Below are 13,938 nucleotides of genomic sequence, written 5' to 3' on the forward strand. Positions count from 1 at the left end.
GGTGACCATCCAACCCCACCCACCCCGGCGGTCACTGACCCATGACGTACTTCACCGTCGGCCCGGTCGTCCAGCCGCCGTCCACCGCCAGCTCGGCGCCGGTCACGTACGAGGCGGAGTCCGACAGCAGGAAGACGACCGCACCCGCGATCTCGTCGGCCTCGCCGACCCGGCCCATCGGGGTGTTGGGGTAGTTGCCCTCGCCCTGCTGGATGCCGACGGAGGCGGTCATCGGGGTGTACGTCATGCCGGGGTGGACGGAGTTGACGCGGATGCGCTCGGTGCCCAGCTCCACCGCGCCGATCTTCGTCAGGCCGCGCACGCCCCACTTGGAGGCCCCGTAACCGGCGGTCAGCGCCAGGCCCATCAGGCCGGCCGCCGAGGAGATGTTGACGATCGAGCCGCCGCCGTTCTCCCGCATCGCCGGTACGACGGTCCTCATGCCGATGAAGACACCGGTCAGGTTGATGTCGAGGACCTTGCGGAAGTGCTCGACCGACTCGTCCGCGAGGAACCGACCGGTCGATATGCCGGCGTTGTTCACCAGTCCGTCGATGCCGCCGAACTCCGCGACCGCGAAGGCCGCGACGCGCGCCCAGTCCTCCTCCGACGTCACGTCGTGGTGCTGGAAGCGGGCCCGCTCGCCGAGTCCGGCGGCGGTGGCCGCGCCCTCCTCGTCGAGCACGTCGGTGATCACGACGTTGGCGCCCGCCGCGACCGCCTGCCGGGCGGCAGCCGCGCCGAGACCGCGGGCGCCGCCGGTGATGAGGACGGTCTTGCCGGTGAGGTCGTTGTTGCTCATGGTGCGTTCTTCTCTCAGTTCTTGTGGGTTACGCGGCCGGGGCGTGGGGTGCCCCGAGCAGCGCGGTGGTGGTCTCCACGAGGTCGGCGAGGAACACGTCCTCGTCGGTCAGCGGGGTGGCGCCCGCCAGGTACTGGCGGGCCCGGTCGGAGAGGGCGGCGCCGATCAGCGTCAGCGCCAGGTCGAGCCGCTCCAGCCGCAGGGGGCCGGGCAGCGGGGCGGGGGAGGCGGCGAGGGCCGCGCCCACCCGCTCGATCAGCCGCCAGTACGCCGTGCCGGCGAGCGTGGGGTGCGGGGTTCCGGTCCGCACCCCGCTCTCGTGGCTGAGCTGCGCGGAGATCAGCAGACAGCGCCGTCCCCGGTCGGTGGCCAGCTCGGTGGCCTCGGCGGCGACGAGCGCACCGATCAGCTCCCGTACGGAGTCCGGGCAGTCGGCCGAGTTCGCCGCGAGCACCCGTTCGGTGCGCTCCTGGCGCTGCGCCATCACGGCGTCCAGCAGTCCGGCGCGCGAACCGAAGTGGTACTGGACCGCCGAGGGGTTGCTCTGCCCGGCCAGCCGCACCACGTCCCGCAGCTGCGCCCCGTCGACCCCCTGCGCGGCGAAGATCTCCTCGGCCGCGCGGATCAGCTTCTCCCGGGTACCGGGTCCTGACGTCCTTGCCATACCCCCACTGTAATGCTGCCCATTATTAAATGCGAGATCCGGCTTCACACACCCCGCACCACCGCCCAGCCGCACCCCACCTCGCCGCCCGCAGGGTCCCGCACCACCATCCTCAGGAGCCCACCCCACCGCCCCGCAGAGTCCCACCCCGCCGCCCCGCAGGGGCCCGTCTCATCGGTGGGCCAGTGCCCGTTCGGTCGCCGCGCCGGTGCCCACCGGCATCGCCGGGTGCCGTCCCAGCAGTACGATTCCCGCCACGATCGCGACCAGCCCGGCCGCCTCTCCCGCCAGCGCCGCCGGGCTCGTCTGGAGCCGGTCGCCGAGGAAGCCCACCCCGCACGCCACTCCGGCCAGCGGCTGCGCCGCCGTCAGGGCGGGCAGCGACATCCGCAGGGTGCCCGTCTCGAACGCGCTCTGCACCAGCACCAGCCCGACGACGCCGAGCGCCAGCACCCCGTACACCTGCCAGCCCCCGGCCAGGGCCGCCCAGCCGCCCTCCTCGAACCGCTGCCCGCTCACCCGGGTCAGCGCGTCCTGGAGCCCGTACAGCAGCCCGGCGGCCAGGGCGAGCAGTGCCGGGCCCGAGCTCATCCGGGACCGCTTGGCGTGCGCGGTCAGCAGTACGGCGAGCCCGAGCACCACCCCGACCACCAGCCAGTGCCGTACCGGATCCACCTCGGCCCGCCCGCCGTGCGGCTGCCCCGCCAGCAGGAACGCGGCCACGCCCCCGGCCAGCAGCCACAGCCCCGCCCATCCCTGCCTGCCCAGCCGGCAGCCGGTGCGCCACCGCGAGAGCGCCATCGCGAAGAGCAGATTGGTCGCGAGCAGCGGCTCGACCAGCGACACCCGGCCCTGCGAGAGCGCCAGCGCACCCAGCACCATGCCGGCCACCATGCAGCCGATCCCGGCCAGCCAGCGCGGCACCCGTACGAGATCCAGCAGCAGCCGCAGCGAGAGGAAGTCACCGAGCGGAGCCCGCCGGGCGGCATCCTGCTGGAGTACAAAACCGAAACCGATGCAGCACGCGGCACTCAGAGCCAGAAGAAGAACAGTCAGCGACACCGTGTAAACCCTCAACCGTGGAGTGAGTGTGCGGGGACCTGGCCCGACCATAGCCGCACCGGGCCTGTGATCGCTGCGGAGGCCGCAGAGCGCCCCGCAGCCGCCTGCCGCGCTCCGCACGCCGCCGGGGCCGCCCCGCGGAAGCCACCGGAAGAGGCCTCCGGACGGTTGACTAGTTACTGCCGCGTACCGAAGATCGGGCCATGGATGCCAAGGGGTACGACGCGGACGTCGTCGTCATCGGAGCGGGACTCGCGGGCCTCGTCGCCACCGCGGAACTGGTCGACGCGGGGCGCAGCGTGATCCTCCTGGACCAGGAGCCCGAACAGTCGATCGGCGGCCAGGCCCACTGGTCCTTCGGCGGCCTCTTCCTCGTCGACTCGCCCGAGCAGCGCCGCATGCGGGTCAGGGACAGCCGTGAGCTGGCCCTCCAGGACTGGCTCGGCACGGCGGGCTTCGACCGCGAGGAGGACGCCTGGCCGCGCAAGTGGGCCGAGGCGTACGTCGACTTCGCGGCGGGGGAGAAGCGCTCCTGGCTGCACCAGCAGGGCGTCCGCTTCTTCCCGGTGGTCGGCTGGGCGGAGCGCGGCGGTTACGACGCGGGCGGCCACGGCAACTCCGTACCCCGCTTCCACATCACCTGGGGCACCGGCCCCGGCGTCGTCGCCCCCTTCGAGCGGCGGGTCCGCGCGGGTGTGGCACGCGGCCTGGTCACCCTGAAGTTCCGGCACCGGGTGACCGGCCTGGAACGTACCGCGGGGAACGTCGACACGGTCGTCGGCGAAGTCCTCGAACCCTCCGGCGCCGCACGCGGCACGGCCAGCTCCCGCACCGTCGCGGGCGACTTCACGCTCCGCGCCCAGGCGGTGATCGTCACCTCCGGCGGCATCGGCGGCAACCACGACCTGGTCCGCGCCCAGTGGCCCGAGCGCCTGGGCACCCCGCCCGCCCACATGCTCTCCGGCGTCCCGGCCCACGTCGACGGCCTGATGCTCGGCATCACGGAGACGGCCGGCGCCAGCCACATCAACCGCGACCGGATGTGGCACTACACCGAGGGCATCGAGAACTGGAACCCCATCTGGGACAAGCACGCCATCCGCATCCTGCCCGGCCCCTCGTCGCTCTGGCTGGACGCGCGCGGGCAGCGCCTGCCCGTGCCGCTCTTCCCCGGCTTCGACACCCTAGGCACGCTCGACCACATCATGCGGACCGGGTACGACTACACCTGGTTCGTGCTCGACCAGAAGATCATCGGCAAGGAGTTCGCCCTGTCGGGCTCCGAACAGAACCCGGACCTGACGGGCAAGTCCGTGCGCGGTGTCGTCGAACGCGCCCGCGCCGCCGTCCCCGCCCCCGTGAAGGCGTTCTTGGACCACGGCGCCGACTTCGTCATCGAGAAGGACCTGTCCTCCCTGGTGCGCGGCATGAACGCGCTCACCAAGGAGCCGCTGATCGACGAGGCCGAGCTGCGCCGCCAGATCGTCGCCCGCGACCGGGAGATGGCCAACCCGTTCAGCAAGGACCTCCAGGTCACGGCGATCCACGGGGCACGCAGGTACCTCGGCGACAAGCTGATCCGCACGGCCGCCCCGCACCGCATCCTGGACCCGAAGGCGGGCCCGCTGATCGCGGTACGGCTGCACATCCTGACCCGCAAGTCCCTCGGCGGCCTGGAAACCGACCTCTCCTCCCGCGTCCTCACCCCGGAGGGCACCCCGCTCCCCGGTGTCTACGCGGCGGGTGAGGCGGCGGGCTTCGGCGGCGGCGGCGTCCACGGCTACCGCTCCCTGGAGGGCACGTTCCTGGGCGGCTGCATCTTCTCCGGCCGGGCCGCCGGCCGGGCCGCCGCCCGAGCAGTCTCCTGAGCAGTCTCCTGAGAGGAGCCCCTCAGGGGCGCGGGGAACCGCGCGAGCGACCGAATCCCCTCCCGCGGGGAAACCGACAGCCCCGCGGGTCCCGCCCACCCCTACAACACCTCCACCACCCTGAACCTCTCCGCCACCACCTTCGTCTCCTCATCGACGGTGAACGACGGATCCCCCATCGCCTCCCGCATCTCCTCCCCGTGCCAGAACCTCTCGTGCCCGGCCCGCCACTCCGCCACCGACGTGTACCCCTCGCCCTCGTCCAGCGCGTGCCGAAGGTCGACGTCGCCCAGCCGCAGCACCCGCACCTCGGTGGTCTCCAGGACCGCCACCTCGCGCCCGTCGGAGTCGATCAGCGCGGCCAGTTCACCGACCGGCGGCAGCTCCTCGTCCTCCGCCTCGTACTCGCAGAGCAACCCCGTGGTCAGCGTCTTCTCGCCGGAGAGCACGGCTGCGACCAGCCGGTCGCGCAACGGGCCGGGAAAGGCCAGCAGATACGGCGGCAACGCCGGCTGCCCCCCGGCCCCCACCGAACCCGCTGAACCCGCCGAACCGGCCGAACCCACCGAACCGGCCGAATCCACACCCTCACCCCTCAAGTCCTCACTCATCCCCCCACTTTATCGCCGCACCCCCCACCACCAGCGGCGATCCCGTACCATCCCCCTGCCAACTGCTCCGCGGACGGCTTCAGTTGGCAGGGAGCAAAACCCAACTCCCCTTGACGTGGAGCCACCCCTACCGCTTTGCTGTGCCTGATCAAACGCTGGCTCGTCGCGTCGTGGAGGTACCCCGCGGATGGCCCCACCTCCGCCGCCGCTCCTCGGCCGCTCCCGTCGTCGCGGTGAACAGCCGCCGGACTCCGCCCTCGACGACACCGAACTCGTCGAAGTACGCGACCAGTTGGCCCAGGGCCGCTGGACCGCGGTGCGCACCCTGCTGGCCCGCACCGGCGACGAGTGGGACCGCCGCGGACACCGACTGCTGGTCCTCGCCGAGCCCAAGGGCACCCACGCCTGGACCCAGGACTGGCTGCTCGCCGAGCCCGAGAGCGCGGACGCCGCCGCCCTGCTGGCCTGCGCCGAGGTACAGCGCGCCCTGTCCGGCAAGGGCTCCCCGGACCGCGCCCGCAAGGCCTGCCGGACGGCCGCGCAGCGCCACCCGAAGGACCCCACCCCCTGGCTCGCGCTGCTCCTCCTCGCCCGCCACCTCGGCACCGAGGAGGAGGTCACCCAGCTGTACGACCAGGTCAGGGCCCGTCACCCGGAGCACCACCACGCCCACCACCTGATCATCGCCCGGCTCGCGGAGCGTCGCCCCGACATAGGGCAGGACCCCCTCCACGAGGTGTACGACTTCGCCTCCTGGGCCGCCGAGCAGGCCCCGGCGGACTCCCCGCTGGCGATCCTCCCGGTCGTCGCGCACGCCGAGCGCTACCGCGTGCTCGCCGTCGCCGGGCAGATCCCGCCCGACCCGGAGCTGTCCGGCCACTGGACCGGACGCCGCGCCCGCCAGGTGATGAAGTCGGCGTTCGACTGGTGGCTGGAGTGGGAGCACCGAAAGCACCCCCGCTCCCGCATCGACCTCAACTTCCTCGCGCACGCGAAACACTGCGAGGGGCGCACCGCCGAGGCTGCCGCCCTGTTCCACCGGATCGGCCCGCACCGCACCGCGGCCCCCTGGTCGTACCCCGACCGGGACCCGCACCAGGCGTTCCGCGCCGCGCGCGCTGCCGCGCTGGGCGACGACTGACCGGACCGGCCGGCCCGCCGCTCGAACGGCGGCGCGCCCGGACACCTTCCACTCCATCCACCGAAGGGACAACCCCGCCATGGCGACGGGCAGTTCGACCACGAGAAGCAGCGGCGGGAACGCCGGACCGGCCGGGCCGGGCGGTCCGGGCGGGATCAACACCTTCAAGGGGGAGGAGGGGGCGCTGCGCGCCGACCGCCTCAGCACCGGGGGTCTGCTGCTCTCCGTCCTCGCGGCCAGCGCCATCCTGATGACCGTCGCCGGCGTCATGCCGACGCTCTTCGGCGTGATGGGCGTCGTCGGCCAGCCCCTCCTGTACGTCATCATCGGCGCGATCCTGCTGCTCTTCAGCCTCGGCTACTCCGAGATGAGCCGGCACGTCCACAACGCGGGCGCGTTCTACGCGTACATCGCCCGGGGCCTCGGTCCGACGGTCGGCGCCGGTGCCTCGATGGTCGCCCTCGTCGCGTACAGCGCGATGCAGGTCGGCATCTTCGGCATCCTCGGCTTCGAGGTGTCCGGCCTCTTCTCCGCGTACCTCGGCCTCAGCGTCTCCTGGTGGGTGATCGCGCTGGTCTCGGTGGCGGGCATCGGCCTGCTCGGCTGGCTCAAGATCGACCTCAGTGCCAAGGTGCTCGGCGTGCTGCTCGTCATCGAGTTCGCCCTCGTGGTCGTCTTCGACATCGCGGCGATAGCCTCGCCGGGACCCGAGGGCCTCTCCATGGCGGCCTTCAACCCCGAGACCCTCACCGGTGCGGGCCTCGGCACCGCCCTGTGCTTCTGCATCGCCGCCTTCGTCGGCTTCGAGCAGGCCCCCGTGTACGCGGAGGAGACCTCCCGCCCCCAGGTCGTGGTCCGGCGTGTCATGTTCCTGGCGGTCGGCTGCGGCGTGGTCTTCCTCGCCCTCAGCTCCTGGGCGATGTCGGTCGCCGCGGGCCCCGGCAACGTCGTCAAGGCAGCCGCCGCCGAGGGGCCGGGCCTGCTCTTCTCGCTCACCGAGGCCCGCCTCGGCTCCACGTACAACGACATCCTGCACGTGCTGTACGTCACCGGAATGATCGCGGCGCTCCTCAGCTTCCACAACGTGGTCGCCCGCTACGCCTTCGCGATGGGCCGCGAGGGGCTGCTGCCCGCCGCCTTCGGCCGCACCAACAAGGCCAGCGGCGCCCCCGCCACCGGCTCCCTCCTCCAGACGGCCATCTCGCTGGTGATCGTCGCCGTCTTCGCGTTCACCGACGACAAGCCGAACGGCGACCCCACCGTCCCGGTGCTCCACCTCTTCACCTGGATGGGCAACATCGGCGCGCTCGGCGTGATGGTGCTGATGGCCGTGGCGTCCTTCGCGGTGATCGCCTTCTTCGTCCGGCGCGGCGCGGCCCGCGCGCAGGCGGGCTGGCTGATCGCCTCCGGCATCGCCGGTGTCGCGCTGACCGTGATCACGGTCTTCACCGTCCAGGACTTCGACGTGCTGGTGGGCGCGGGCCCCGGCTCCGCGCTGAGCTGGATCCTGCCGAGCGTCATCGGCGTCACCCTGATCGGCGGCATCGTCTTCGGCCTGGTGCTGCGCTCCCGCAAGCCCGAGGTGCACGCCCGGATCGGGCTCGGCAACGAGGCGTTCCAGCTGGACAAGGCGGCGTCCGAGTCGGCGGCGGCACGCGACTGACCTCGGCCGCGGCCCCCGCCACGGCCCGTTGCCGGACCTCCGGTGACGGGCCGGTACACCTTACGAAACGCTGACGAGTGCCCGTGGCCCCTGGATCCGGGCGGCCACGAGTGCTCGAATCGTCCGTGTGAACCCTCAACCGCCGCCCTCCGACGGCCCGCCCGCCGCCCCGGACCGGTCCGGGCCCCCGCCCGCCGCACCGGACCCGCCCGAGTCCCCGCGCGGTGCTCCGGTCGGCCGCCGTCTCGTCCTCGGGATGCTCGGTCTCGGCGCCGCGGGCGTCGCGGCGGCCCCGTACGTCCAGCGCGGCATCGACTCCTTCCTCGGCGCGGCGGCCGGCAAGGACCCCACCGGTCTGACCGGGCTCCTGCCCGGCACCGGCGGCTTCCGCTACTACTCGGTCGCCTCCTCCGTCCCGAAGAAGACCCCGGAGAACTACCGGCTCACCGTCGACGGACTGGTCGAGCGCCCCGCCACGTACAGCCTGGACCAGCTCCGCGCGCTGCCGCAGACCCGGATCGTGCGCGACGTCCAGTGCGTCACCGGCTGGCGAGTGCCGGGCACGCCCTTCGAGGGCGTGCGGCTCTCGCACCTGCTGGCGCTCGCCGGGGTCAGGCGGGAGACCGCCCGCGCGATCCGCTTCACCTGCTTCGACGGTACGTACACCGAGAGCCTCACCCTCCAGCAGGCGGGCCGCCAGGACGTGCTGGTGGCGCTGCGGATGCGGGACGAGGACGTCACGCATTCGCACGGTGGCCCGGTGCGGCTGTACGTCGCCCCCATGTACTTCTACAAATCGGCCAAATGGCTCTCGGGCATCACGGTCACCGACCGGGTCGTCCCCGGCTACTGGGAGGAACTCGGCTATGACATCGACGCCTGGGTCGGCCGGTCGAACGGACGCTCCGACACCCCCACCGTCTGAACTCCCCGCCCGGGTGGAGCGGTTCACCCGCGCCGAACGCCGGGTGCACCGGGCCACGGCCGTCCTGACCCTGACCTGCGTGGCCACCGCCGCCTTCCTCTACCTGCCCTTCCTCGCCGAGCTGGTGGGCCGCCGCCACCTGGTCGTCACCGTGCACATCTGGACCGGTGTCCTGATCCCCGTCCCCTACCTGCTGGGCCTGTTCTCCCGGGCCTTCCGCGCCGACCTCCGCCGCATCGGCCGCTTCGCCCCCTACGACAGGGACTGGCTGCGGGCCGCCCGCCGCCGCGAGCTCGTCCGCCCGGCGGGGAAGTTCAACGCGGGCCAGAAGCTGTACGCGGGCTGGATCGCGGGCGCCGTACTGGTCATGCTCGGCACCGGCCTGCTGATGTGGTTCACCCATCTCGCACCGGTCCTCTGGCGTACCGGCGCCACCTTCGTCCACGACTGGCTCGCCCTGCTCATCGGCGTCGTCGTCGCCGGACACCTCTGGACGGCCCTGACCCACCCGGAGTCCCGCGTGGGCATGCGCACCGGCACGGTCGACCGGACCTGGGCCGAGAACGAGCACCCGCACTGGCACCCGTAGCCCTTAGCCCGTCGCACGCCGTCCGCCGCCCACGGTCCGCACGGACGGCCCGGCATCCGGCCGCGCCCGCGACGTCCACTGTGACGCCCGTCTCGTTCCTGCCGGCCCCCTCCAGCGACGCGTACGGCGAATCCGGCAGCACCACCCTGTGTAGCGCCGGGCAGCCCACCGCGCCGCCCAAGTCGCCCCGCGCGGGGGCCCGTTCGCCGAGCCGCTCCCGTCGGGGCCGCCGCCCCTCGTCGGTCGGCGGCGTTGTGCCGGTCGTCCCGGCGGGGTTGGCGGCCGGCGGGAAGTCATTACCCTCCGCGTACGACACCCCGACCCTTTGCGCCGGTAATGCCCCAATTGCTGCCTCCCCTGTACCCGCTGAGCCCGTAACGATTACGACGTGTGAGAAATTCATCAGCCCGCCCATTCCTCTCAGTTCAGCCTTGACGCACCAGTAACGACGCCCGAGCATTCTCCGCATGGCCTTGTCAGACAGCCGGACAAGCCCCATGAGCTCGGATGGAATACCAGGTTCCGCAAGTACTCAGGGTGGCGCTCCCGGCATCCCGAGACGCGTGAGTGCGACCGATGTCGTCATCGCGCATCTCCGTGATGCCATCGGGTCCGGCGAACTGGCCGTGGGCGACAAGCTCCCCACCGAGGCGGAGCTCGGCCGGCACTTCGGCGTCAGCCGTTCCGTCGTCCGCGAGGCCCTGCGCACCCTCCAGGCCCTCGGCCTCACGGTGTCGCGCGCGGGCAAGGGCACGTACGTCGAGTCGGCCGGTGTGGACCAGAATCCGGTCTTCGGCTCGTACTCGGCCCGTGACCTGCTGGAAGTCCGCCGTCACGTGGAGATCCCCGTGGCGGGGTACGCTGCTGCTCGCCGCACCCAGGACGACATCGATCATCTCCTCACGCTGATCGCGAGCATGGAACGCGAGACGGATCCCACCGCCTGGGTGGCCCTGGACTCGATGTTCCACCTCACCGTCGCCAGGGCATCGGGCAATCCCGTCTTCAGCAAGATCATCGAAGAGATCCGGGACGCCCTCGCGCGGCAGTCCAGCTTCCTGAACCAACTCGGTGACCGGCGACGCCAGTCGGACATCGAGCACCGGGCCCTGGTCGAAGCGATCGTCGAAGGGTCCGAGGGGGCAGCCGTGCACGCCATGGCCGCCCACCTCGAACTCGTCGAGACCGCACTCAACTCCCTCGTGCGCCCCGGTACCGCACATCCCCCCATACGAAGGCGAAGCGATACATGAGTGACCGCACCCGCACTGCGGCCGTCGACAGCGCCCCGCCGTCCCCGCCCTCGACGTCCTCGCACGTCGACGCCGGTGACGAGGGGTACAGCAAGGACCTCAAGTCCCGCCACATCAACATGATCGCCATCGGCGGAGCCATCGGCACCGGCCTCTTCCTCGGGGCGGGCGGCCGGATGGCCGGGGCGGGCCCCTCCCTGGCCATCGCGTACGCCGTCTGCGGCGTCTTCGCGTTCTTCGTCGTCCGCGCCCTCGGCGAGCTGGTCCTCTACCGGCCGTCCTCGGGCGCCTTCGTCTCCTACGCCCGCGAGTTCATGGGTGAGAAGGGCGCGTACACGGCGGGCTGGCTGTACTTCCTCAACTGGTCGACGACCACTGTGGCCGACATCACCGCCGCCGCGACCTACGCCCACTTCTGGGCCATGTTCAGCGACATCCCGCAGTGGATACTCGCGCTGATCGCCCTGGCCGTCTGCCTCACCGCGAACCTCATCTCGGTGAAGTACTTCGGCGAGCTGGAGTTCTGGTTCGCCATCGTCAAGGTCGCCGCCCTGGTGGTCTTCATGCTGATCGGCATCTACCTGGTGGTCACCCAGACCCCGGTCGACGGCCACACCCCCGGCTTCTCCACCGTCTCCGACGGCGGCGGCATCTTCCCGATGGGCGTGCTGCCGATGCTGATCGTGATCCAGGGCGTCGTCTTCGCGTACGCCTCCGTGGAGCTGTGCGGCGTCGCCGCCGGCGAGACGGAGAACCCGCACAAGGTGCTGCCCAAGGCGATCAACTCGATCATGTGGCGCGTCGGCGTCTTCTACGTCGGCTCCGTCGTCCTGCTCGCGCTGCTGCTGCCGTACACCGCGTACACCGACAAGCAGAGCCCGTTCGTCACCGTCATGGACAAGATCGGCGTGCCCGGCGCGGCGGCCATCATGAACCTCGTCGTGCTGACCGCCGCCCTCTCCAGCCTGAACTCCGGCCTGTACTCCACCGGCCGCATCCTGCGCTCGATGTCGCTGGCGGGCTCCGCCCCGAAGTTCACCGGCCTGATGAACAAGGGCCAGGTCCCCTACGGCGGCATCCTGCTCACCGCGGGCTTCGGCGTCCTGGGCGTCGCGCTGAACTTCGTCGTCCCCGACGACGCCTTCGAGATCGTCCTGAACTTCGCCTCGATCGGCATCCTCGGCACCTGGGCGATGATCATGACCTGCTCGCTGCTGTTCTGGCGCCGCTCCCAGCAGGGCCTGCTGGAACGCCCCTCGTACCAGCTGCCCTGGGCCCCGTACACCCAGATCGTCACGCTCGTCTTCCTCGCGATCGTCGTCTTCCTGATGTGGTACGGCGACGGGGTCGGCCGGACCACGGTGTACTGCCTCCCGCTGATCGCGGCGGGCCTCGTCGGCGGCTGGTTCCTGGTACGCCGCCGGGTGAACGCCATCGCCGCGGAGCGCACCGGACAGTTCTGATCCACGCCCGCGCACCGCAGTCGGCCGTCTCCCCTCCGGGGAGGCGGCCGACCGGCGTATGGTCGGACATATTGCGAGGTCAGACACCTCTTCAGCCAGTCATCCAGCCAGGTCAGGAAGGACCCCACATGCCACAGCAGGTGCGCGGCGTGATCGCCCCGGGCAAGAACGAGCCGGTGCGCGTCGAGACGATCGTCGTCCCCGACCCCGGACCCGGCGAGGCCGTGGTGAAGATCCAGGCCTGTGGCGTCTGCCACACCGACCTGCACTACAAGCAGGGCGGCATCAACGACGACTTCCCCTTCCTCCTCGGCCACGAGGCGGCGGGCGTCGTGGAGGCCGTCGGCGAGGGCGTCACCGACGTCGCGGCCGGCGACTTCGTGATCCTCAACTGGCGCGCGGTCTGCGGCCAGTGCCGGGCCTGCCTGCGCGGACGTCCCCAGTACTGCTTCGACACCCACAACGCCAAGCAGAAGATGACCCTGCTCGACGGCACCGAACTCTCCCCGGCCCTGGGCATCGGCGCCTTCGCCGAGAAGACCCTCGTCGCGGCCGGCCAGTGCACCAAGGTCGACCCGTCGGTCTCCCCGGCCGTCGCGGGCCTCCTCGGCTGCGGCGTCATGGCGGGCATCGGCGCCGCCATCAACACCGGACAGGTGGGCCGCGGCGACTCGGTCGCCGTCATCGGCTGCGGGGGAGTGGGCGACGCGGCCGTCGTCGGCGCCCGGCTCGCCGGAGCGGCGAAGATCATCGCCGTCGACATCGACGACCGCAAACTGGAGACCGCCAGGTCCATGGGCGCCACCCACACGGTCAACAGCCGCGCCACCGACCCCGTCGAGGCGATCCGCGAGCTGACCGGCGGCAACGGCGCCGACGTCGTCATCGAGGCGGTCGGCCGCCCGGAGACGTACAAGCAGGCCTTCTACGCCCGCGACCTCGCCGGCACCGTCGTCCTGGTCGGCGTCCCCACGCCCGACATGCAGCTCGAACTCCCCCTCCTCGACGTCTTCGGCCGCGGCGGCGCCCTCAAGTCCTCCTGGTACGGCGACTGCCTGCCCTCGCGGGACTTCCCCATGCTCGTCGACCTGCACCAGCAGGGCCGCATCGACCTGGCCGCCTTCGTCACCGAGACCATCGGCCTCGGCGACGTCGAGAAGGCCTTCGCCCGTATGCACGAGGGCGACGTCCTGCGCTCGGTGGTGGAGTTCTCGTGAGCGAGCCCCGCATCGACCACCTGACCACCTCCGGCACCTTCTCCCTCGACGGCGGCACCTGGGACGTCGACAACAACGTCTGGATCGTCGGCGACGACACCGAGGCGATCGTCGTCGACGCCGCCCACGACGCGGACGCCATCCTGGCCGCCCTCGCCGGACGCACCCTGCGCGCCATCGTCTGCACGCACGCCCACAACGACCACATCGACGCCGCCCCCGCCCTCGCGGCGGCCACCGGCGCGCCGATCCTCCTCCACGAGGACGACCTGCCCCTCTGGAAGCAGACCCACCCGGACCGCGCCCCGGACGGCACCCTGACCGACGGCCAGGAACTCACCGTGGCGGGAACGACCCTCCAGGTCCTGCACACCCCCGGCCACGCCCCCGGCGCCGTCTGCCTCTACGCGGCGGACCTCGGCACCGTCTTCACCGGCGACACCCTCTTCCAGGGCGGCCCCGGCGCCACCGGCCGCTCCTTCTCCCACTTCCCGACCATCGTCGACTCGATCCGCGACCGGCTGCTCACCCTCCCCGCGGACACCGCCGTCCGCACCGGCCACGGCGACTCCACCACCATCGGCACCGAGGCCCCCCACCTCGCAGACTGGATCGCCCGCGGCCACTGACACCGGTCACGACGAAGGGGGCCGCCCGCACCGGGCGGCCCCCTTGTCCGT

At 71.8% G+C, this 13,938-nt stretch carries 13 protein-coding genes; 9 read left to right on the top strand and 4 right to left on the bottom strand.

The window, feature by feature from the left end:
• Positions 1-31 precede the first annotated feature (31 nt).
• The 3 genes from ACFYVL_RS38495 to ACFYVL_RS38505 all read right to left on the bottom strand — a co-directional run bounded on the left by ACFYVL_RS38495 (position 32) and on the right by ACFYVL_RS38505 (position 2,528).
• Positions 32-802, bottom strand: a complete 771-nt coding sequence (locus tag ACFYVL_RS38495) for a glucose 1-dehydrogenase (protein ID WP_389253553.1) — start codon at positions 800-802, stop codon at positions 32-34.
• 28 nt (positions 803-830) lie between these two features.
• A complete protein-coding gene (locus tag ACFYVL_RS38500) occupies positions 831-1,466 on the bottom strand; it encodes a TetR/AcrR family transcriptional regulator (protein ID WP_389253555.1) in 636 nt (211 codons plus the stop codon).
• Positions 1,467-1,637: 171 nt separating this feature from the next.
• Positions 1,638-2,528, bottom strand: a complete 891-nt coding sequence (locus tag ACFYVL_RS38505) for a DMT family transporter (RefSeq protein ID WP_389253557.1) — start codon at positions 2,526-2,528, stop codon at positions 1,638-1,640.
• Between the two features lie 203 nt (positions 2,529-2,731).
• Here ACFYVL_RS38505 and ACFYVL_RS38510 point away from each other — a divergent pair, with 203 nt between their 5' ends.
• Positions 2,732-4,396 carry an FAD-binding dehydrogenase gene (locus ACFYVL_RS38510; RefSeq protein ID WP_389253559.1) on the top strand — a complete coding sequence of 555 codons (1,665 nt, stop codon included), beginning with the start codon at positions 2,732-2,734 and terminating at the stop codon, positions 4,394-4,396.
• Between the two features lie 101 nt (positions 4,397-4,497).
• Here ACFYVL_RS38510 and ACFYVL_RS38515 read toward each other — a convergent pair whose 3' ends face one another.
• Positions 4,498-5,007 (bottom strand): ASCH domain-containing protein, encoded by a 510-nt coding sequence (locus tag ACFYVL_RS38515; RefSeq protein ID WP_389253561.1) that lies wholly within the window; start codon positions 5,005-5,007, stop codon positions 4,498-4,500.
• Between the two features lie 187 nt (positions 5,008-5,194).
• Here ACFYVL_RS38515 and ACFYVL_RS38520 point away from each other — a divergent pair, with 187 nt between their 5' ends.
• From ACFYVL_RS38520 to ACFYVL_RS38555, 8 genes are all read left to right on the top strand, one after another.
• Entirely contained in the window at positions 5,195-6,148 is a 954-nt protein-coding gene (locus ACFYVL_RS38520) for a hypothetical protein (protein WP_389253563.1), read from the top strand.
• A 79-nt stretch (positions 6,149-6,227) separates the two neighbouring features.
• On the top strand, positions 6,228-7,811 hold the full coding sequence (locus tag ACFYVL_RS38525; RefSeq protein ID WP_389253565.1) for an APC family permease: 1,584 nt from the start codon (positions 6,228-6,230) through the stop codon (positions 7,809-7,811).
• A gap of 127 nt (positions 7,812-7,938) precedes the next feature.
• Entirely contained in the window at positions 7,939-8,736 is a 798-nt protein-coding gene (locus tag ACFYVL_RS38530) for a molybdopterin-dependent oxidoreductase (protein ID WP_389253567.1), read from the top strand.
• Positions 8,678-9,325 (top strand): cytochrome b/b6 domain-containing protein, encoded by a 648-nt coding sequence (locus ACFYVL_RS38535; protein ID WP_389253569.1) that lies wholly within the window; start codon positions 8,678-8,680, stop codon positions 9,323-9,325. The genes ACFYVL_RS38530 and ACFYVL_RS38535 overlap by 59 nt, the downstream gene beginning before the upstream one ends.
• 497 nt (positions 9,326-9,822) lie before the next feature.
• Positions 9,823-10,578, top strand: coding sequence for a FadR/GntR family transcriptional regulator (locus ACFYVL_RS38540; RefSeq protein WP_389253571.1), 756 nt, complete (start codon positions 9,823-9,825; stop codon positions 10,576-10,578).
• Positions 10,575-12,041 (top strand): amino acid permease, encoded by a 1,467-nt coding sequence (locus tag ACFYVL_RS38545; RefSeq protein ID WP_389253573.1) that lies wholly within the window; start codon positions 10,575-10,577, stop codon positions 12,039-12,041. Before ACFYVL_RS38540 ends, ACFYVL_RS38545 begins: the two co-directional genes overlap by 4 nt.
• Positions 12,042-12,169: 128 nt before the next feature.
• Positions 12,170-13,258 (top strand): S-(hydroxymethyl)mycothiol dehydrogenase, encoded by a 1,089-nt coding sequence (locus ACFYVL_RS38550; RefSeq protein ID WP_389253576.1) that lies wholly within the window; start codon positions 12,170-12,172, stop codon positions 13,256-13,258.
• Positions 13,255-13,887, top strand: a complete 633-nt coding sequence (locus tag ACFYVL_RS38555; protein WP_389253578.1) for an MBL fold metallo-hydrolase — start codon at positions 13,255-13,257, stop codon at positions 13,885-13,887. Before ACFYVL_RS38550 ends, ACFYVL_RS38555 begins: the two co-directional genes overlap by 4 nt.
• The last annotated feature ends 51 nt before the right edge of the window (positions 13,888-13,938 follow it).

It is taken from the genome of Streptomyces sp. NPDC004111, assembly GCF_042874215.1.
In the GTDB taxonomy this organism is placed as follows: domain Bacteria; phylum Actinomycetota; class Actinomycetes; order Streptomycetales; family Streptomycetaceae; genus Streptomyces.

Coding starts and splice junctions, on each gene's coding strand:
- ACFYVL_RS38535 (WP_389253569.1), top strand. CDS start 8,678: ATGACATCGACGCCTGGGTCGGCCGGTCGAACGGACGCTCCGACACCC.
- ACFYVL_RS38540 (WP_389253571.1), top strand. CDS start 9,823: ATGAGCTCGGATGGAATACCAGGTTCCGCAAGTACTCAGGGTGGCGCT.
- ACFYVL_RS38495 (WP_389253553.1), bottom strand. CDS start 802: ATGAGCAACAACGACCTCACCGGCAAGACCGTCCTCATCACCGGCGGC.
- ACFYVL_RS38500 (WP_389253555.1), bottom strand. CDS start 1,466: ATGGCAAGGACGTCAGGACCCGGTACCCGGGAGAAGCTGATCCGCGCG.
- ACFYVL_RS38550 (WP_389253576.1), top strand. CDS start 12,170: ATGCCACAGCAGGTGCGCGGCGTGATCGCCCCGGGCAAGAACGAGCCG.
- ACFYVL_RS38515 (WP_389253561.1), bottom strand. CDS start 5,007: ATGAGTGAGGACTTGAGGGGTGAGGGTGTGGATTCGGCCGGTTCGGTG.
- ACFYVL_RS38525 (WP_389253565.1), top strand. CDS start 6,228: ATGGCGACGGGCAGTTCGACCACGAGAAGCAGCGGCGGGAACGCCGGA.
- ACFYVL_RS38520 (WP_389253563.1), top strand. CDS start 5,195: ATGGCCCCACCTCCGCCGCCGCTCCTCGGCCGCTCCCGTCGTCGCGGT.
- ACFYVL_RS38545 (WP_389253573.1), top strand. CDS start 10,575: ATGAGTGACCGCACCCGCACTGCGGCCGTCGACAGCGCCCCGCCGTCC.
- ACFYVL_RS38510 (WP_389253559.1), top strand. CDS start 2,732: ATGGATGCCAAGGGGTACGACGCGGACGTCGTCGTCATCGGAGCGGGA.